The 18,138-nt window shown below is 64.3% G+C and carries 17 protein-coding genes; 2 read left to right on the forward strand and 15 right to left on the reverse strand.

The window, feature by feature from the left end; all coding sequences use genetic code 11:
• Window positions 1-132: 132 nt before the first annotated feature.
• The 11 genes from glyS to R3C13_RS00730 all read right to left on the reverse strand — a co-directional run bounded on the left by glyS (window position 133) and on the right by R3C13_RS00730 (window position 8,926).
• Window positions 133-2,499 carry a glycine--tRNA ligase subunit beta gene (gene glyS, locus R3C13_RS00680; RefSeq protein ID WP_371308863.1) on the reverse strand — a complete coding sequence of 789 codons (2,367 nt, stop codon included), beginning with the start codon at window positions 2,497-2,499 and terminating at the stop codon, window positions 133-135.
• A gap of 79 nt (window positions 2,500-2,578) precedes the next feature.
• A complete protein-coding gene (locus R3C13_RS00685) occupies window positions 2,579-4,486 on the reverse strand; it encodes a caspase family protein (protein WP_371308864.1) in 1,908 nt (635 codons plus the stop codon).
• A gap of 61 nt (window positions 4,487-4,547) precedes the next feature.
• Window positions 4,548-4,862 carry a hypothetical protein gene (locus R3C13_RS00690; RefSeq protein ID WP_371308865.1) on the reverse strand — a complete coding sequence of 105 codons (315 nt, stop codon included), beginning with the start codon at window positions 4,860-4,862 and terminating at the stop codon, window positions 4,548-4,550.
• Window positions 4,863-5,015: 153 nt separating this feature from the next.
• Window positions 5,016-5,504, reverse strand: a complete 489-nt coding sequence (locus tag R3C13_RS00695) for a hypothetical protein (protein ID WP_371308866.1) — start codon at window positions 5,502-5,504, stop codon at window positions 5,016-5,018.
• A 67-nt stretch (window positions 5,505-5,571) separates the two neighbouring features.
• Complete coding sequence (locus tag R3C13_RS00700) at window positions 5,572-5,814, reverse strand: CDGSH iron-sulfur domain-containing protein (protein ID WP_371308867.1); 243 nt, start codon at window positions 5,812-5,814, stop codon at window positions 5,572-5,574.
• Between the two features lie 34 nt (window positions 5,815-5,848).
• Window positions 5,849-6,334, reverse strand: coding sequence for a DUF2314 domain-containing protein (locus R3C13_RS00705; RefSeq protein WP_371309629.1), 486 nt, complete (start codon window positions 6,332-6,334; stop codon window positions 5,849-5,851).
• Window positions 6,334-7,233 (reverse strand): glycine--tRNA ligase subunit alpha, encoded by a 900-nt coding sequence (locus R3C13_RS00710; protein ID WP_371308868.1) that lies wholly within the window; start codon window positions 7,231-7,233, stop codon window positions 6,334-6,336. Before R3C13_RS00710 ends, R3C13_RS00705 begins: the two co-directional genes overlap by 1 nt.
• 65 nt (window positions 7,234-7,298) lie before the next feature.
• Window positions 7,299-7,424: a hypothetical protein gene (locus tag R3C13_RS00715; RefSeq protein WP_371308869.1), complete on the reverse strand. Its 126-nt coding sequence runs from the start codon at window positions 7,422-7,424 to the stop codon at window positions 7,299-7,301.
• Between the two features lie 79 nt (window positions 7,425-7,503).
• Entirely contained in the window at window positions 7,504-8,229 is a 726-nt protein-coding gene (locus R3C13_RS00720; protein ID WP_371308870.1) for a tRNA1(Val) (adenine(37)-N6)-methyltransferase, read from the reverse strand.
• On the reverse strand, window positions 8,223-8,432 hold the full coding sequence (locus tag R3C13_RS00725) for a DUF2007 domain-containing protein (protein WP_371308871.1): 210 nt from the start codon (window positions 8,430-8,432) through the stop codon (window positions 8,223-8,225). Before R3C13_RS00725 ends, R3C13_RS00720 begins: the two co-directional genes overlap by 7 nt.
• The gene (locus R3C13_RS00730; protein ID WP_371308872.1) at window positions 8,432-8,926 is read right to left on the reverse strand and encodes a hypothetical protein; all 495 of its coding nucleotides are present in this window, start codon (window positions 8,924-8,926) and stop codon (window positions 8,432-8,434) included. The genes R3C13_RS00725 and R3C13_RS00730 overlap by 1 nt, the downstream gene beginning before the upstream one ends.
• A 158-nt stretch (window positions 8,927-9,084) precedes the next feature.
• Between R3C13_RS00730 and R3C13_RS00735 the strand changes: the two genes are divergently transcribed.
• Window positions 9,085-10,098 carry a polyprenyl synthetase family protein gene (locus R3C13_RS00735; protein WP_371308873.1) on the forward strand — a complete coding sequence of 338 codons (1,014 nt, stop codon included), beginning with the start codon at window positions 9,085-9,087 and terminating at the stop codon, window positions 10,096-10,098.
• On the opposite strand, the gene R3C13_RS00740 is transcribed toward R3C13_RS00735, so the two are convergent.
• The 4 genes from R3C13_RS00740 to R3C13_RS00755 form a co-directional block, all read right to left on the reverse strand.
• Entirely contained in the window at window positions 10,095-11,129 is a 1,035-nt protein-coding gene (locus R3C13_RS00740; RefSeq protein WP_371308874.1) for a glycosyltransferase family 4 protein, read from the reverse strand. The genes R3C13_RS00735 and R3C13_RS00740 overlap by 4 nt on opposite strands.
• The gene (locus R3C13_RS00745) at window positions 11,126-12,010 is read right to left on the reverse strand and encodes a 4-(cytidine 5'-diphospho)-2-C-methyl-D-erythritol kinase (protein WP_371308875.1); all 885 of its coding nucleotides are present in this window, start codon (window positions 12,008-12,010) and stop codon (window positions 11,126-11,128) included. Before R3C13_RS00745 ends, R3C13_RS00740 begins: the two co-directional genes overlap by 4 nt.
• A 5-nt stretch (window positions 12,011-12,015) precedes the next feature.
• Window positions 12,016-13,686: a tetratricopeptide repeat protein gene (locus R3C13_RS00750; protein WP_371308876.1), complete on the reverse strand. Its 1,671-nt coding sequence runs from the start codon at window positions 13,684-13,686 to the stop codon at window positions 12,016-12,018.
• Between the two features lie 130 nt (window positions 13,687-13,816).
• Window positions 13,817-15,019: an N-acetylmuramoyl-L-alanine amidase gene (locus R3C13_RS00755; RefSeq protein ID WP_371308877.1), complete on the reverse strand. Its 1,203-nt coding sequence runs from the start codon at window positions 15,017-15,019 to the stop codon at window positions 13,817-13,819.
• 432 nt (window positions 15,020-15,451) lie between these two features.
• On the opposite strand from R3C13_RS00755, the gene R3C13_RS00760 reads away from it, so the two are divergent.
• Window positions 15,452-18,112 carry a ribonuclease E/G gene (locus R3C13_RS00760; protein ID WP_371308878.1) on the forward strand — a complete coding sequence of 887 codons (2,661 nt, stop codon included), beginning with the start codon at window positions 15,452-15,454 and terminating at the stop codon, window positions 18,110-18,112.
• Window positions 18,113-18,138: the final 26 nt, after the last annotated feature.

The raw sequence follows: 18,138 nt of genomic DNA on the forward strand, positions 1-18,138 counted from the left end.
GCCGACCTTCGTTCAAGGGGCCCGTGACAACGTTGTATCCGTGTAAATTCGCTGCGACATACCGCGCGCGCCTGTGAGCCCGCCAATAATCCTGTCCGGATGTGGCACAGGCCCCGTCCGATTGGCCGCAGCTCAGCCTTCAATCAGCGAGAAATCGGCGACGCGATGCAGCGTCTTCCGGATATCGGCCAGCAGCGCGAGGCGATTCGCGCGGATCGCCTTGTCCTGGTCGTTGACCATGACCCGTTCGAAGAAATAGTCGACCGGCGCGCGGAGCTTGGCGAGCTCCGTCATCACGGCGGCGAAGTCTTCTTTCTTCAGCGGTTCCTCGATGGCATGGCGCACCTGGCCGAGGGCCTGGTGCAGGCTGATTTCCGAATCCGCCCCGGCATCGATCAGCGCGCCATCGACCACGAGGTTTTCCGGCAGGTCGCCCTTCTTCTCCTCGGCCTTGAGGATGTTGGCGGCTCGGCGATAGCCTGCGAGCAGGTTCGCCCCGTCCTCGGTCTTGAGGAACGCCTCCAGCGCCTCCACGCGCTTCACGATCAGGACAAGATCATCCTCGCCCAGCGCAAACACGGCATCGATCAGGTCATGCCGCTGGCCCCGGTCGCGCAGGTATTGCTTCAGGCGATCAGCGAAGAAGGAGAGGAGGTCATCAGGAAACTGCAACAAAAACGCGTGCTTGTCGTTTCCCTGAAGCAAGTATCTCTTCTCTTTGCTACCAGCATTTTCTCCGGTTGTGATGATCTCAAGCCTAGAAAGGTCCAACGTCAAAACACCTGAGTTATCAATCTTCGCCTTGATGTCCGCATCTCGCTGAACTTCCAAGCGAAGTATTTCGATGACCTCTTCGATGACTTCGTCGCCCCTCAACTCAGTAAGAGTCTTGCTGCGATTCAGCACCTTCACTGCCCCTTCGAAAGAATCAGAACGGGAATATTCCGTAAGTACGAGTGTTGAAATCAGTCGATTTAAACGCAACTCACGGAAAGCAAACTCGATCAGCTCATCCAATGACAATTTGAGTCGCTGCTCCAAAATAATCCGCACCACGCCTAACGCCGCTCTCCGCAGCGCAAACGGGTCTTTCGAGCCGGTCGGTTTCTCGTCGATGGCCCAGAAGCCAACCAGCGTGTCGAGCTTGTCGGCCAGCGGGACGGCGATTCCCACCGGGTCGGTCGGCACGGAGTCGCTCGGACCCTGCGGCTTGTAGTGGTCGCGGATCGCGTCGGCGACGGCTGCGGGTTCGCCCGCTTCCAGCGCATAGTAGCGGCCCATCACGCCCTGCAGCTCCGGGAACTCGCCGACCATTTCAGACACGAGGTCTGCCTTGGCGAGTTCTGCCGCACGTCTGGCGAGTTTCGGATCAGCGCCAACTTTTTCAGCTAACTCTTCCGCCAGCGCCGCCACTCGCTCCACCTTGTCGCCCAGCGAGCCAAGCTCCGCCTTGAAGGCGATGGTCGACAGCTTCTTCGCCATCTCTTCCAGCGGCGTCGCCTTGTCGTTCTCATAGAAGAAGCGCGCATCCTCGAGCCGCGCGGACAGAACCCGCGCATTGCCCTCGGCGATCTTCTTGCCGCCGTCGCTCGCCTCGATGTTCGCCACCACGATGAAGTGCGGCGCGAGCTTGCCGGTCTTCTTGTCGTTGACGGCAAAGTATTTCTGGTGCGTGCGCATCGACAGGGTGATGACTTCCGGCGGCAGGTCCAGGAAGGCCGGGTCCATGTCGCCCAGCACCACGACCGGCCATTCGGCAAGGCCGGTCACTTCGTCCAGCAGGCCCTGGTCCTCGACCCATTCGAGGCCCGCCTTGGCGCAGACATCCTTGATGCCCTTGAGGATCACTTCGCGCCGGTCGCGGCGCGACAGCTTCACATGACCCTTGCCTTCCAGCGTCTTGCGATAGTCTTCCCAGCCGGTGACTTCATACGGGCCCCGACCGTGCACGCGGTGACCTTCGACCATATTGCTGCTGGCAATGCCGTCCACGTCGAACGGCACGATCTTGCCATCCAGCAGGCAGGTGATCCGCTGCAACGGGCGCACCCAACGGAGGTCTCCGCTCGCCCAGCGCATGGATTTCGGCCAGTGGAATTCACGGATGATCGCCGGCACGGCCTCGGCCACCACATCGGCGGCATCGCGCCCCGGCGTCTCGATCACGGCGACATAATAGTCGCCCTTCTTCGGATCGGACACGACCTGTGCCTCGGAAATGTCCTTCAGGCCCGCACCGCGCAGGAAGCCTTCGATGGCCTTGTCCGGCGCGCCCACTTTCGGGCCCTTGCGCTCCTCGCGCACATTGGCCGAGTGAGACTGAAGGCCGGAGACCACGACCGTCAGGCGGCGCGGCCCGGACTCGCCGAACGCGCCCTCGAAATGCAGGTTCGCCGCCTTCAGGCGCCCGGCCAGCGCCTCGACCAGATCGTCCTCCGCCCGCTGCTGCATGCGCGCAGGGATTTCCTCGGAGAAGAGTTCAAGAAGCAGCGTCGCCATTGGGGAGTCCAGCCAGTCAGGATTGCAAGCCTGCACGGCTTACAGGCGCCCGCGCGCGGGTCAAGCGCCGGGCCTGCACTTAGGGCGTCGGTTCTGTCGGCGCCTCGGCCATTTCCTCCGGGTTCTCCAGACCGAAGGTCAGCTCCCACAGCTGGAGCGTTGCCCCCTTCATGCCAACGGCCACCTTGGTCGCGTCCGGCGAGAAGGCCGCCCATGACGTGCCGACCGCGCCAAGATCCTGCAGCTTGGCCAGCATTTCCCCGGTCTTGGCATCCCAGATGCGGGCCGCATCGGCTTCGGCGGTGGTGACGACAAGCCCGTCATCCTTCCCGAACACGGCACTGTGCAGCGGGCCTTCATGGCCTTCCAGTATGACGGGGTCGCCGTCGCTGCGCCAGATCCGGGCGGTTCCGTCGGCCGAGGCGACGAGGATGCGGTCGGCCGTCGCGTCGGACTCGGCATAGGCGGCAGGCTCGGAACGGGATTCGATGGTTGTCACCAGCGTGCCGTCACTGGCGTTCCACAGCCGCACCGTGCCATCGTCGGAAGCCGTGATGATGCGGTTGCCCAGCGGGCTATAATGCACGGAGCGCACGGCGCCGGAATGGCCGGTCATCACGAAGGCCTCCTCGCCGGTCGCGACCTCCCAGACGCGGACAGACCCGTCCTTGGAGGCCGTCACCACGCGCTCACCCTCAGGGCTGAAATCGGCATAGGTCACGTCGCCCGTATGGCCGCGCAGCACCTTGACCGCCTCGCCGCCGGTCGCCCGCCAGATGCGCGCCGTGTCGTCCTCGGACGAGGTGACGATGTATTCCTCGTCCGGGCTGAAATTCACCGACGTGACCGGGCCGGTATGGCCCTCGAACACGGTCGACTGGCCAAACAGGTTGGGGCCCATCCCCACGACCCAGAGGCGCGCGGTGTTGTCGGCGGACGCGCTGGCAAGGAACCGGCCCGACGGGCTGTAATCGAGGCCAAGCACTTCATCCGTATGCCCCTCAAGATCGGCATACCAGACGGCCTGCTTCAGCACTTCGCGCGGCATCGCGCAGGGCGGATTGGACAGGTTGCGCCGGGCGACGGCGGCGAACTTGCCGTCCGGATACTTGTCGAGGTGCTGGCTGTATTTCTTGCAGACATCCATCTGCACATAGCCGGCGCTGGAGATGTAGATCCAGTCCTGCGTTTCCTGGTCGACGGTCGTCTTCGTCTCGCAGGTCTCGGCGAAACAGAAGCTGAGCGAGACATCGGAATACACCGCCGGGCGCTGCTCATGCTCGATGGACGAAGCAAGTGCGGCGACCTCGTCGCGCGTCTCGTCGATAGCATGAAGCAGCGGCACCGACGGGTTCTTCAGGTGCGGCAGCAGGCTGCGCGTGAAGACAGAATACGGTGAGTCATCGTCCGGCCCCAACCGGTCCAGCGCCTTCTGCCGCGTGCCCGCCGCATAGACCACCAGCGTGCCCGGCACGATCTCCTGGCGCACCATGCCGCGCGTGACAGAGCGCGTACCGGTGTCGAACGGATTGTCCCGGCAGGCATCGACAATCGCCAGCAACATTGCCGGCTTGCGCGCGCGGATTTCCGCCAGCACGGCGTTCGAAAGGGACACCGTCCGGTGGCGCAGCGCGAATTCAGAAGATTCCAGCGGCGCATCCTTCAGGGCGAGGAAATTGTCCGCCCCGTCCGACCAGCCATGACCGGAAAAAATGAACGCCACCTCGTCGCCCGGTTCGATCGACCGGAGGAACCCATCCAGCGCTTCCAGGAAATCGATCGTGCCGGGATCGCTGAGATGGGTGACCTCAAATCCGAGATCGTCGCCGAACACGTCCGAATAGCCGTCTGCATCGCCCAGCGTCTTCTGCAGGTCAGGCAGATTGTCATAGTCGCCGACCCCGACGATCAGGGCACGTTTGGTGCCCGCTGAGGCGGCAAGTGCGAGGCAGGCGGAAACGAGGAACAGGCAGGCCAATCGGAACATCACAATTCCCTCCACGCGCGAAGGGTACCCCGATGCCCGCTCCGGGCCAAGCGGCTAGCCGTCAATGGCGGCGGTCGACGCGGTTTTCCAGCCGGTCACGATGGCTTTCGCGCCGGTCGATCCGGTCCTCGATCACGTCGCGCGGGCCGAAATCCACCGCTTCATCGCGCCGGCTTTCGCGGCGGTCGCGGACATCCTCACGATGGTCGAAGCGGTCTTCGGCATGGTCGGCGCGGCTGCCTTGTGCCCATGCGCCACGATATTCGGCGGCGGTGAGGCGCTTGTCGAAGCGTCCGGCCCGCTCGACCGGGCCCGCAGAAGCCGCCGGAACGGCGATGGCACCTACCAGAAGGGCGGCAAGAAGGGGTTTCAGCATCATAAGTCTCCTGTCGTCTGAGGAGGGCCCAACCCGCTGGACCCATGCCAGATCAAACGGCCAGACCCGGCCGATCCGTCGCCAAACAGGAAAGATTTTTTCTCTAATACCCTGATTTTATAATAAATATCTGTTCATCATCAAACGGAGACGTCACAGGCCGCAGCCGCCGCGGACTTCCTGCACCTTCCCTCTGACCGGCCCGCGCACCCTGAGGGTCGCGTTCTGGGGCCCGCCCGTCGAGCCGCCCATCTCGATGGCGGGCGATTCCAGCTTCAGCTCGATCTCCAGCATGCTGCCTTCGTCGCGGTACACCCAGGTCTGCGGCCCTGATCCGGGCGCCGACAGGTTCCGCATCAGGCGCACCTGACGCCCGTCCAGCTGCATCAGGGCCGGCGCAGCGGCCAGGTCGTCGCCGGGTTCCGGCTGGGTGACGAACACGAATTCCCAGGTCGAGCGGTCCGCCACATTGAATTTCGTGCCTGACGGCAGGAAGGCGCAATAGGCCGGCTTTTCGGCCCACAGGAACGGCTCGATCTTCGGGGCTTCGTCAGAGCCGCCACCCTCACCGCCCGAACAGGCCGCAAGCGCCACAGCGAGAAACGACATGCCTGCACAGGCAGACACATTGCGGTATTTCATGATCACCTCATCCCGAAACGATGACCCGATTGTGGGAGGTTCCGGGCCGGGCGGCAATCCGGGATTCTCAGAGCGCGTGATGGGATCCGTCGCACAGCGGGCTCTTGCCCGTGCGCTTGCAGGCGCAGAACCAGACCGTACCCGTTTTCGGCGCTTCCCAGCCGACCGGCACGAACTCCGTTCCCTTGTGGCTGCCATCGCAAAAAGGCTGGCTCTTCGAGCGCCCGCAGGCGCACCACCAGTACATCTTGCCTGCTTCCACATCGACAGCGACCGGCTCGCGCCCGCCGATTTCGGGTTGTTCTGACATTGAGGCGCCTCCGCCGATGAGACCCGTCCGGGGCTCAGGGCACCGGAGAGTCGTGGAACATGGCCCGGATATTATCGGTTCTGGCGCCAGGCGCCAAATCCAGCATCGCGCGGGTCGTATAGGCACCGTAGAATTTGCCATCCTTCCGGAACCGCCAGTCGACAATATCCTCGGGCGCGAAGGCAATCATCTCGCCAGGTTTCAGGCCATCCTTGATCTCATGATCGTCAGGAATGGTTCCCGCGTACAGGTCGCCGGGCATCAGCTTCAGATCGACCAGCCAGACAGGTTCCTCGGTGTAGCGCCGCGACCGGGTCGTCACATTGAGCGCGAAATCCGAACTGGCCTCATTCCCGCTATCGAAGGCTTCCCAGAAGACCGGCAGCGTTCCACGCGCGTCAGAGACGGCCTTCCGCATACTGTCATATTTATAAAGCGGCGGGCGGCCTGCTTCCGGCTCGGGCGCGCCGCCACAGGCGGCAAGTCCTGCCAGAGAAAGAGCAAGCGCCGCAGCCTTCATCACCCGGCCCGCGCCGCTTCCTGCTCGGCCCACTGCTCGGCCGCGCCACGCGCAAGATCGCGCACGCGGGCGATATAGGCCTGCCGCTCGGTCGGGCTGATCGCGCCGCGGGCATCGATCAGGTTGAACGTGTGCGAGGCTTTCAGCGCATAGTCATAGGCCGGCAACGGCTTGCCCGCCGCGCGCAGGGCATTGGACTGGTTTTCGCAATCGGCAAACCAGCGCTTCAGCATCTCCACATCGGAGAATTCGAAATTGAAGGCCGACTGCTGGCGCTCGTTCTCGAGGAACACGTCGCCATAGGTCAGCGGAACTTCCGACTGCGGATCATTGAAGGGAAGGTCGTAGACATTGTCGACGCCGAACACGTACATGGCGAGGCGCTCAAGGCCGTAGGTCAGCTCGCCGGAAACCGGGCGCACATCGAGCCCGCCGACCTGCTGGAAATAGGTGTACTGGCTGACTTCCATCCCGTCGCACCAGACTTCCCAGCCGAGGCCCCAGGCGCCGACGGTCGGGTTCTCCCAGTCGTCTTCGACAAAGCGGATGTCGTGCACGGTCGGGTCGATGCCGATGCGGTAGAGGCTTTCGAGATAGAGATCCTGCAGGTCGGCCGGGTTCGGCTTCAGGATCACCTGATACTGGTAATAATGGCCAAGCCGGTTCGGGTTTTCGCCATAGCGGCCATCCTTCGGCCGGCGCGAGGGCTGCACATAGGCCGCCCGCCATTCCTTCGGCCCGAGCGCCCGCAGCACGGTCGCCGGATGCAGCGTGCCGGCGCCGACTTCCATGTCATAGGGCTGCAGGATCGCGCAGCCCTGTGCCGCCCAGTAATTCTGGAGCGTCAGGATGATGTCCTGAAAGGATTTCGGTTTGGAATTGGCCTTGGGTGCGGGCATGTCACTCGTCCGTTGGGAAATCTCCCAGCCGACGTACCGCCCAGCCTCGCCGCGCGCAAGCCGTGCTACCAGCCGTTATGGTCCATCGAGCCGCTGCTGCGGCCGGTCACCATATTGTAGAAGCCGGGAAACCCCATGGCCGCGATGAACAGGCCGATCGCGAGGGAAGCCCAATAAAGCACGCCAAACACGGTTTGCTCCTTTCTGCCCCCTCCTCCTTACAGGACTGACATGGGGGCTGAATTGATCGCCCGCAAGCGACAAACCGGCCTACCAGTCGATTCCCTCGCCCCGGCGCACCGCCTCGAGGGCGGGACTGGCCGAACCGTCCTCAAGATGCGTCACCAGAGGGGCCAGCAGGCGCACCGGCCCGCGCTTCAGCCCCTTGCGCCCTCGCACCAGAACGCGCCGCGCTTCTTCGCCGGGCTTTGACGCGACGGGCAGCACGGTGATCTCACCGGTCTGGCGGTCGAAGCCGGTCAGGATACGGGCAAGCTCGGCGGCCCGGTGAATCATGATGACCGGCGCCCGAGGCCTCGCCGCAAACACCATTGCCTTGATCCAGCCGGCAAGGTCGAGGGATTCAAGATAGGCCTGCGCCTTGCCTTCGCCGGGGGCCGAAATCCGGCCCGGCTCAAAATAGGGCGGGTTGGAGAAGGCGAGGTCAAACCGGTTCTCATGATCGCGCACCCAGGCCGACGCTTCGCCCTGATGGACCGAAACCCGGGATTCAAAGCCATTCCGGGTCACGCCTGCCGCTGCCAGACGCACCATTGAGTCATCTATATCGACTCCTGTGATCACATTTTGGTTCAGCCTGTACGCGGCCGGCAGCAGCGCCCCACCGCATCCGCAGCCGAGTTCCAGCGCTTCTCTATCCCCGTCCCTGACCGGTAAAGCCGCGGCCAGCAGCAGGGAATCTGTCCCCGCCCGGAAGCCGGTCTCGGGCTGAACCAGGTGGACCCGGCCCTGATAGACCGTGTCTTCCGTCACCATCCCCGCTCGACCTCGGCAAGCACGGTTTCGGCCCGCGCCCGGTCCGCTTCCGGCACCATCACCCGGCGCGGGAAGGCGCCGATATTGCCCTCGACAGCGGAGATGTGGCGGTCGGCCACGAAATACTCGATCCCAGCTTCCTGCAGCAGGTGTTCCACAAAGCTCAGCTTGATCGGGTCGTTCGTCCTGAAGACTTCTTCCATCAGGAAACGGCTGCGCTCCTGAGATTGATGTCGACCGACCGGGCATCATAGGCGGTCGGCCGGTCAGGCTTCTCGCCGGTTCCGGTGACGATCTCCAACACCTGCGTGACGGCGCCCGTGCTGCCGGACCCGCCGAGCGGGAAGCCGATTCCGACACCTACGCCGACGCTGGAGCGACCATAGGAGCCGCTCGAACCGCCGATGCTGACCGACGTGCGCGAGCCGCTACCCGCGCTGGCGCTGTTGTCGGCATAGGCATTTGTGACCTCAAACCAGTCCTTGCCGGCCTCCAGCGTCACCTCAGCCGCGCGCAGCAGGGCGCGGTCGTGTGCCTTCGCCGGATCCTTGTCTGTGTAGGACACCCGGTACCGGTCGTTTTCGATCTGCATCGTGTCATAACCCATGGCGCCGGGCTTCGACGCAGGGCCGTATGGTGCCGTGCTGGCGCAGGCTGCCACCAGTCCGAGCGCGAGGGCGGATAAAATCAGTCTCATACCGTCATTCTATCCCGCAATCGCCTGAGTCCGCCAGCATTTCCGTTCACAGCCTGCCTCCTGCAGATGTGACTGCGGCCCGGTGCCACGTCGTTCTTGCCACACAGGTCGCTTAAGCCTAATTCCTCACCGATCCGGCATTTCCCGTGGAGCCCCGTTTGACTCTGTCCCCGAAACCGAAAGGCAAGGCTGCGTCCGGCTCTGTGTTCGACCGCATGCAAGCCCTCGTGTCCGCGGATATGCAGGCCGTCGAGGATATCCTCGCTGCCCGTGCGGCCAGCCCGGTGGCGGTTATCCCCGATCTGTCCGGCTATATCGTGTCGGCCGGTGGCAAGCGCCTGCGCCCTATGCTCACGCTGATGGCGGCCCATGCCGTGGGCAAGCCCACACATGCCACCCACGTCCTGGCTGCCGCGGTGGAATTTATCCATACTGCGACCCTCCTCCACGATGACGTCGTAGACGAGAGCGACCTGCGCCGTGGCAAACCCGCCGCCAAGGCCATCTGGGGCGAGAAAGCCTCCATCCTCGTCGGCGACTTTCTTTTCTCCCGCGCTTTCAACCTTCTGGTCGAAACGCGGAACCTGTCTATCCTCGACCGGCTGGCCACCGCGGCGACCACGATTGCGGAAGGCGAAGTCCGCCAGCTGGCGGCAATGAGCCAGCGCGAACTGCCGACCGAAGAATACCTCGCCATCATCGAGGCCAAGACCGGCGCCCTGTTCGAAGCAGCTGCCGAAACCGGCGCCCTGTCGGCCGGCGGTGACAGTCATGCCAGCGCTTTCGCGACCTATGGCAAGAATCTCGGCCTTGCCTTCCAGATCATCGACGATGTGCTGGACTATGGCGGCACCACGTCGGTCATCGGCAAATCCGTCGGCGACGATTTCCGCGAGTGCAAGATCACCCTCCCCGTCATCATCGCAAAGCGCCGCGGCTCCGATGAAGACCGCGCCTTCTGGGACCGCGTGATGGATCCGGCACGTCAGGAAGACGCAGACCTTGCCCATGCCGTTCACCTGATCCGGGCCACCGGTGCGGCTGAAGCGACTGTCCAGGAAGCCGAAGCCTATGCGGCACTCGCCAAAGGCGCGCTGCGCTGCCTGCCTGCGTCGCCCTATCGCGAAGCCCTCGAAGAACTCGCCGATTTCTGCGTAAGCCGCGCCTACTAGCGCCCCTCGGCTATCAGGCGCCGGCCGAGTGTCAGGCGCTGCACAAGCCACAGGCCGCTCCCCGCCACTGCAAGCCCCTGGAACACCCATGGTGCCAGGTGATCCGGCGTATGCGCTGCGGCAACCCAGCAGCCCATGCTCAGCGCCCACCAGATCATCGCGACCGGCAAATGATTCCATCCGGCCCGAAGGAACAGCTGATAGGCATGTTCCCGATGCGCTGTCATGACGGACCGTCCGCGGCTTGCCCGCCAGAAGATGGTCAGCATCACATCGACCAGGAATGGCAGGAAGAGAATGGCCGCGGTCCACACCGTTGTGACCTGGGCGACCACGGTGCTGACGCCCCCAAACAAGGCCCCGATCCCCAGCGCGCCAGAATCTCCGGCATAGAGCCGGCCCGGCAGGTTCCAGGCGAGAAAGCCGAAAATGGCCAGCGCCGCCGTCCCCGCGACAAACGCCGTATCCGGATCGCGTGCGAAGGCCCACAGTGTGCCTGGCTGTGCGGTCAGGATGTCGGCTGCCCCCAGAAGCATGATGGCGGATGACCCGAGCGCGAGCCCATTCGACCCATCCATGAAATTGACCGCGTTGATGGTGATGAGGATCCACAAGCCGACGCCTGTCATCGCAAGCAGCGCCGGCAGGCCGGGAACCTGAAGCTGAGGGCCGAAGGCGGCGAGCCCGCCGGAGACCAGCAGGAGCAGGCCCAGCTTCACCTTCGCGGCCATGCCGAACATATCGTCGACGAGGCCGATGACGCCTGCCAGCATCGACGCGGCAAGGATGAGGCCAGCCCCGTCCGCCGTCCATCTATCTGACATGAATCCGGACCGAGCGGCGATCCAGCAGGAGAGAACGGTCGTCAGGAGGATCGCGACGCCGCCTGCATTCGGCACAGGCGCAGCTTGCGTCTTACGTCCACCATCCGGCGCGTCCTTGATCCCGAAGCGCATGACGAGCGCACAGAGCGCAGCACTCAACAGCACCGGGCCGATCAGCCGGATCAGAATGACGAGATGCGGACTCACTCGCCACTCCCGAGCCGTGTCGCCCGCGCCCACCAGCCGGGATGCCTCCGGTGAACTTCTGCTTCAGCCGCCTTGGCGGCATTGCCGCTTTCGAACAGGACGAAGCAGGTCGCGCCCGATCCACTCATGCGGACAAGTCGGGCGCCTTCCAGCCGTCGGAGTTCATCGAGAACTCCCTGAATTTCAGGAACAAGCCCAACCGCCGGCGCTTCCAGATCATTGCGCTGGTCTTCGAGCCAGCGGACGAGACCGTCGGCGTCCGCGAACTCAGGTACGCCCTGGTGCACTTGAAACGCAGCGCCGCCCCCGGCCGCGTCGTATGCCCGGAAGACGGGCCCCGTCGGGCACGCGATGCCCGGATTGACCAACAAGGCCGGAAGCACCGGCAGGACAGAGACCGGCAGGACTCGTTCGCCTTCACCCTGCATCAGCGCAGGATGACCATGAAGGGCCACCGGAACGTCGCCGCCAAGCGACGGCGCCACCGAAACCGCATGCGATGGGTCAAGCTTCCAGAGCTCGGTGAGCAGGCGCAGGGCGGTTGCCGCATCGGCCGAGCCGCCTCCGATCCCACCTGCAACCGGCAAGTGCTTGTCGAGCGATATGGCGGCGCCGGACCGGATGCCCGCTGCCGCGCGCAATGCTTCGGCAGCCCTGATCACGAGATTGTCGGCCCCCGCGTCCAGCCCTGCTGCGCCGGGCCCGGAAAGCGCGAGGCTGAGCGCGTCTGCCGGGACCACTTCCAGCATGTCGGCCGCTTCCGGCCCGGCAAACACGACAAGAGAGTCGAGCGGATGGCGGCCGTTGGGCTGCACCGGCCCGACATGCAGAAACAGGTTCACCTTTGCGGAGGCCCACGCCCTGAGCTTGCCGGTGGTCATGTCGTTCAGGGCCTCTGCGGCAGCGGGTCCTGCTCTGCCCCCGCCTGCACGACCGGCGGAGCATCCGGACCCTTCAGCAGCTTCACTTCGATCCGCTCCCGGTCGCTGTCATCCACGTCAAGCTTCAACGCCTGTTCCCATTGGAATTTCGCCTCGAGCTTCCTGCCGACATTCCAGTAGGCATCCCCGAGATGATCGTTGAGCGTCGCATCACCGGGCTCAAGTTCAACGGCGCGCTCGAGATAGCGCGTGGCCATTTCATAGCGTCCAAGCTGGAAATAAGCCCAGCCGAGACTGTCGGTGATGAAGCCGGAATTCGGTTCAAGCGCGAGCGCCTTGCGGATCAGCTCCATGCCTTCTTCAAGCCGGATGCCGCGATCGATATAGGAATAGCCGAGATAGTTCAGAACAGAGGCGCTTTCCGGCTGAAGCTCCAGCGCGGCTTTGAGATCGGTTTCCGCCTCGGGCCACCGCCCAAGCTGTTCTCGGACAGCACCGCGGGCATAGAGCAGCCGCCAGTCCTTCCGCCCTTCATCTGCGTCGCTTTCAATCACGTCTGTGAGGATGTGCTCGGCCTCGCCATTGCGGCCGACGGACCGGAAAAGGTCCGCGAGCTGCACCAGCAAGCTGCGGTCCGGCGCTTCGGCGAGCGCCTGCCCGGCGACGCTGAGCGCATCTTCTGTCCGGCCATCGCGGCGCAGCAACCAGGCCATCTGTCCACGCGCCGTTGCATAGAAGGGCGACGGCCGCGGCACCTGAGACAGGATCGCCAGCGCTTCTTCCCGCCGTCCGGTCTTTTCAAGTGCCGATGCCCACAGGGTGCGAGCTTCCTGAAGGTCCGGATCGAGCGCCAGGGCCAGCACAAAATAGACGCTCGACAGATCATCCTGCGTCCGCGTCGAAAGCGCGGCAGCCGGAATGTAGATGGCGAGCGCCGCACCCTCCTTCACGGTTGGACGATGGACCTCGATCACGGCGCCGGATTCGATCTCCGCCCGCAGCCGCTCAAGCGCCGCGTTGGACCCGACTTCATCCCGGAATTTCAGGAGCAATTCGTCAGCGCGGGCGCGATCTCCTCGGGCGGCAAGCAGCCGCGCATGCGCATCGAGACCAACGGCGAGACGCGCCCCGGATGCCCAGAGCGCCTCAAAAGTGGCAAGCGCATCCTCGTCCTCGCCTTCCGACAGATGCAGCAGGCCGGTCATGTAAAGCGACGTGCTGTCGAGGCGCGGATCGCCCGTCATCACACTGTTGAGATAGGCCACAGCCGCTCCGGTGCCCTCGGACCGTTGCATCCGCCAGGCCGTCATTCCGCGGGCTATGGAGCGGTTGAAAGTGCCGAACCCTTCCTCGGCGAGATAATGCGCGGCGTCCTCATCCCGGCCGCGCGCCAGCGATTCCACGCCGAGCGTAAAGCGCACCAATGTCGATTCGTCGCCTGCCGCTTCCGAGCGACGGGCGAGCTTCACCGCATCCTTGTAGTCGCCCGCAAGTAGCGCCGAAAACACCGCCCGCTCGGCCAGCCCCTTGACATGCGGTGCACTCGTCATCGCATCGGCATAGTGGGCCGCCGCGCCCTGGGGGTCGTTGGTCATCGCCGCATACCGGGCGATCAGATAGTCGCCATAGGCCCGCGCCTCCGCCGGCGGCGCAAAGGGCGCGATGGCCTGCGTCACCCGCGCCATCGGCTGGGACGCGCACGCCGCGCAGGACAGTGCTAGAAAGAATGCCGGCAGAATCCCGCTTGGTCTCATCCGGTCACTGTCGCAACAAGGCCAGAGCCGGGCAAGCCGATTCCGGCAGGCTTCAGCCCGACGTGTCGGCCATCAGCCGTTCCTGGCGGTCGAAGAAACGATCGATGCCGCGCTTTACAGCCTGCATCGACTTTTTGCGCCCGGACGTGGAGTCGAGGCGGCGCGCATCTTCGGCATTGGTCAGGAAGCCGAGTTCCAGCAGAACCGCCGGCACATCCGGCGCCAGCAGCACATAGAAACCGGCATTCTTGTGCGTGTCGCGAAGGACCGGCCCCGCCTCGCGCAGTTCCGGCAGCAGGAATTCGGCGAAATCAGCCGAATGGGTTTTCGTCTCGCGCTTCACGAGGTCTTCGAGGATCCCGCTGATCCGCTCCGGCGTGCCGTCTTCCATCGGGATGCGCCAGTCATTCTTGTTGGATTCCCGGTCTATCCGGGTCTCGCCCTGCGCCGAGATCGTATAGACGGAAGCCCCGGAAACCGTCGTCTTGCCAGCAGCGTCGGCGTGCAGGGAGATGAACAGGCTTGCCCCCCAGTCGCGGGCGAGAGTCACGCGGTCTTCGAGCTCGATGAACTTGTCTGTATCGCGCGTCAGGCGCACCTCATAGCGAGGGTCCGCCGCCAGCAGGCGCTGAAGCTCCAGCGCGGCTTTCAGGACGATGTCCTTCTCCTTCACGCCGCTCGCGGCCTGCGTGCCGGGATCCTTTCCGCCATGGCCGGCGTCGACCACGATCACGTATTTCCCGCGCCGCGGCGTAGGCGACGTGCCTCGGAACAGGTCCGGCAGAAGGCCGGGCCGGTCCCTCACCTTGTCATCCGGTGTCGCCAGCGCCTTCGCGAGCTGCAGCCGGTCGCGCTTTGCGACACTGGCGAACCGCGCGGCGGACACGGTTTCGAGGTCGATGATCACCCGATGCTCCCGCTCGCTGCCGGAGGGCGGCAGGGTCAGCACCCGCGCGACCATGAGCGGCCGGTCGAGCAGGAAGCTGAGTTCCGACCCCATCAGCGACCAGTTCACGACCCCGCCGGTGCCGGTGCCCGCTTTTGCCGTCGAAATCCCCTTCAGGGGCAGCACAATCGTGCGCCCGGCCGCCTGTTCCGACAGAAATGCCCGCGCATCCTGGGGCGTATCGGTCCAGACCGTGATTCGGGTCGGGGCGCCGTCGCCCACGACGCGCACGTCGCTGACTTCGGCCAGAACCGGCGCCGCAGCAAAAATTGCCGCAAAAACAAGAAGGAGTAGCCGGAATTTCAACATATCGTTGAGTTTCTCTCCATCACCGGGAAATCAGGACGGTTTCTAGTATGACTCCCTAACAAGGCGAACATTAATGCTGGATTGACCGATGGAAACGAACATCAGCAGTTGCAGGCCGAATTTGCACCTTTCCTTGGCGGCCGAAATTGTGCACTATCCGTTCCGCAGCCGGATGACCGCGCTGCAACGCAAGTTTCCTAATGACGCGCCAGCGATCCCGGCTCACCAGACATGGTCGGCGGGCGCCGCGCTCCGGAAAGCAAAGCATAATGTCCTTGGGTACTGCCCGCATTGCCGAGAGAAACATGCCGCATCGGCGGTATGGAACCGGTCGTGTCAGCGCCCATATCCTTCAAACACAGACCGGCCAGCCTGGCTGCCTGAGGCGGATCTCGCCCGCGGCCCCGCTGCCGGATCAAAAGGTTCTCCTACATGAGCAAACTCATGCTGATCGACGCCGCCCACCCGGAAGAGACCCGTGTGGCGATCGTCAACAGTGGACAGGTCGACGACTTCGACTTCGAAACAACCGGTAACGAACAACTCCGCGGCAACATCTACCTCGCTAAAGTGACGCGCGTTGAGCCGTCGCTGCAGGCGGCATTCGTGGAATATGGCGGGAACCGCCACGGCTTCCTTGCCTTCAGCGAAATCCACCCGGATTACTACCAGCTGCCGGCGGAAGACCGGGAAGCCCTCCTGCGCGAAGCCGCCGAAGAGGCTGCTGCAGCGATTGAGGACGACGATGACGGTCCCTACACGCCCCACGGCGTGAGTGCCGAACTGGAAGGCCAGGTCGCCGGCGAAGATCACGATCATGACGAGGATGAGGACGAGGCGGACGTCGAAGCCTCCTCAGATGATGAGAACGGCGACGCAGAGGCCAACGGCGACGATGAAGACGACGCCGGCACGGAAGAGACGTCCCGCCGGGCCAAACCGGCGCGCCGCAACGCCAAGAAGACGACCCGCACGCCGATTTCCAAGCGCTACAAGATCCAGGAAGTGATCCGCCGGCGCCAGGTGATGCTGGTCCAGGTCGTCAAGGAGGAGCGCGGCTCCAAGGGCGCGGCGCTGACGACGTACCTGTCACTGGCAGGCCGCTATTCGGTGCTGATGCCCAACACGCCGCGCGGCGGCGGTATTTCCCGCAAGATCGTCAATTCGGCAGACCGCAAACGCCTGAAATCCATCGTGTCGGAGCTCGACGTGCCGGAAGGCATGGGCCTGATCGTGCGCACGGCCGGCGCCAAGCGCACCAAGGCCGAAATCAAGCGCGACTATGAATACCTCTCCAAGCTCTGGGAGACAATCGTCGAGAAGACGCTCGCTTCCGAGGCGCCCATGCTGATCAATGCCGAAGGCGGCCTCGTCCACCGGGCGATGCGCGACATGTTCGACAAGGAGATCGAGGAAGTCTGGGTGCAGGGCGATGCGGCCTATCGCGAGGCGAAAGACCTCGCCAAGCTGATCATGCCGAGCCAGTCCAAGAAAGTGCAGCAGTGGAAGGAGGAAGACCCGCTGTTCGTCGCCGAAGCGGTCGAGGACCAGCTCGATTCCATCTATTCACCCGTCGTGCAGCTGAAATCCGGCGGCTATCTGGTGATCAACCAGACTGAAGCACTTGTTGCGATTGACGTGAACTCGGGCAAGGCCACCCGCGAGCGGAATATCGAACAGACGGCCGTCCGCACCAATCTGGAAGCGGCCGAGGAAGCCTGCCGCCAGATGCGCCTGCGCGACCTCGCCGGCCTCATCGTGATCGACTTTATCGACATGGATGAGAGCAAGAACAACCGGGCGGTCGAGAAGAAGCTGAAGGAATGCCTGAAGGTGGACCGCGCGCGCGTCCAGCATGGCCGGATTTCCCAGTTCGGCCTGATGGAAATTTCGCGGCAGCGCCGCCGCCAGGGTGTGCTGCAGGCAACCTCCGATCCCTGCCCGTCCTGCGACGGCACCGGACGGCGCCGCTCGATCCCGTCGGCTGCGCTGCAGCTGATCCGGGCGATCGAGGCACGCGCCTCGACCGGGGCGCTGAAGTCCATTTCTGTAAAGGCGCCGACAGATGTGGCGCTCTACATTCTCAACAACAAGCGCGAGGCGCTGATCGAGATTGAACGGATTGCCGGCTTTGCCGTGTCGATTCACTCGTCGGAAGACATGCTGCCGGGCGACTTCACCATTGATGCCGAGCGTGACCAGAATGCCCGGCCGAAGAAGCGCAAGCCGCCGCGGTCACTGCAGAAGCCGTCCAAACCGGTCGTCACCGACGAGGATGACGACGAGATCGAGGACGAGGTTCTGGACGAGGAGGCTGATGAAGCCGCCGCCGACAGCGAAGAGGCCGGCGAAAAGCGCGAAGGCCGCCGAAAGCGCCGCCGTCGGGGTGGCCGCCGCCGCAACAAGGGCGACCGCGAAACCGGCATGGAAGTGGTCGATGGCGATGCCCCAATTGTTGCCCTGGAGGGTGACAGCGTTGACTCAGATGACGCTGATGACGCGTCCGATGACGACGAAAGCGACGGCGAAGACACCGCCGCCGAGGCAACCGATGCGCCTCGCAAGCGCCGCCGCCGTGGCCGCCGGGGTGGCCGCCGCCGCCGCCGCAATACAGAGGCGGGCGCCGAGGGTGACGCCTCCGTCGAGGGCGACGAAGACGCGGCCGCATCGGAAATGGCGGACGAAGCCGTCGCTGACGCTGAGCCGATGGAGACTGAGGCACCCGCTCCCGAAATGACGGAAGCTGACGCCGAGCCGGAGACTGCCGACGCAGACGCCAGCCCGGAGGCATCGGACTCCGATGCGGAAGAGAAACCGGCGAAGCCGAAGCGTGCCCGCCGGTCGCGTGCCAAGAAGGCCGACGTGGACGTGGAGCCGGTGGCAGAAGCTGTTGCGGAGCCCGAGCCCCAGGCTGAGGCGCCCGCTGAAGCCGAGACGTCTGCCGAGCCGGTCAAGGCCGTTGAAGCGCCGGTGGCGGAGCCTGAGCCCGCCATGGCGGAAACGGCGGACGCCCCCGCAGAGCCGGAACCCGCCAAAGCAGAGGAAGCGTCTGCACCCCGCCGCACCGGTTGGTGGTCGCGCGCCAAGAAATAGGACGATCCGTCCCCAAACAAAAAGGC

Source organism: Hyphomonas sp. (assembly GCF_041398385.1).
GTDB lineage: Bacteria > Pseudomonadota > Alphaproteobacteria > Caulobacterales > Hyphomonadaceae > Hyphomonas.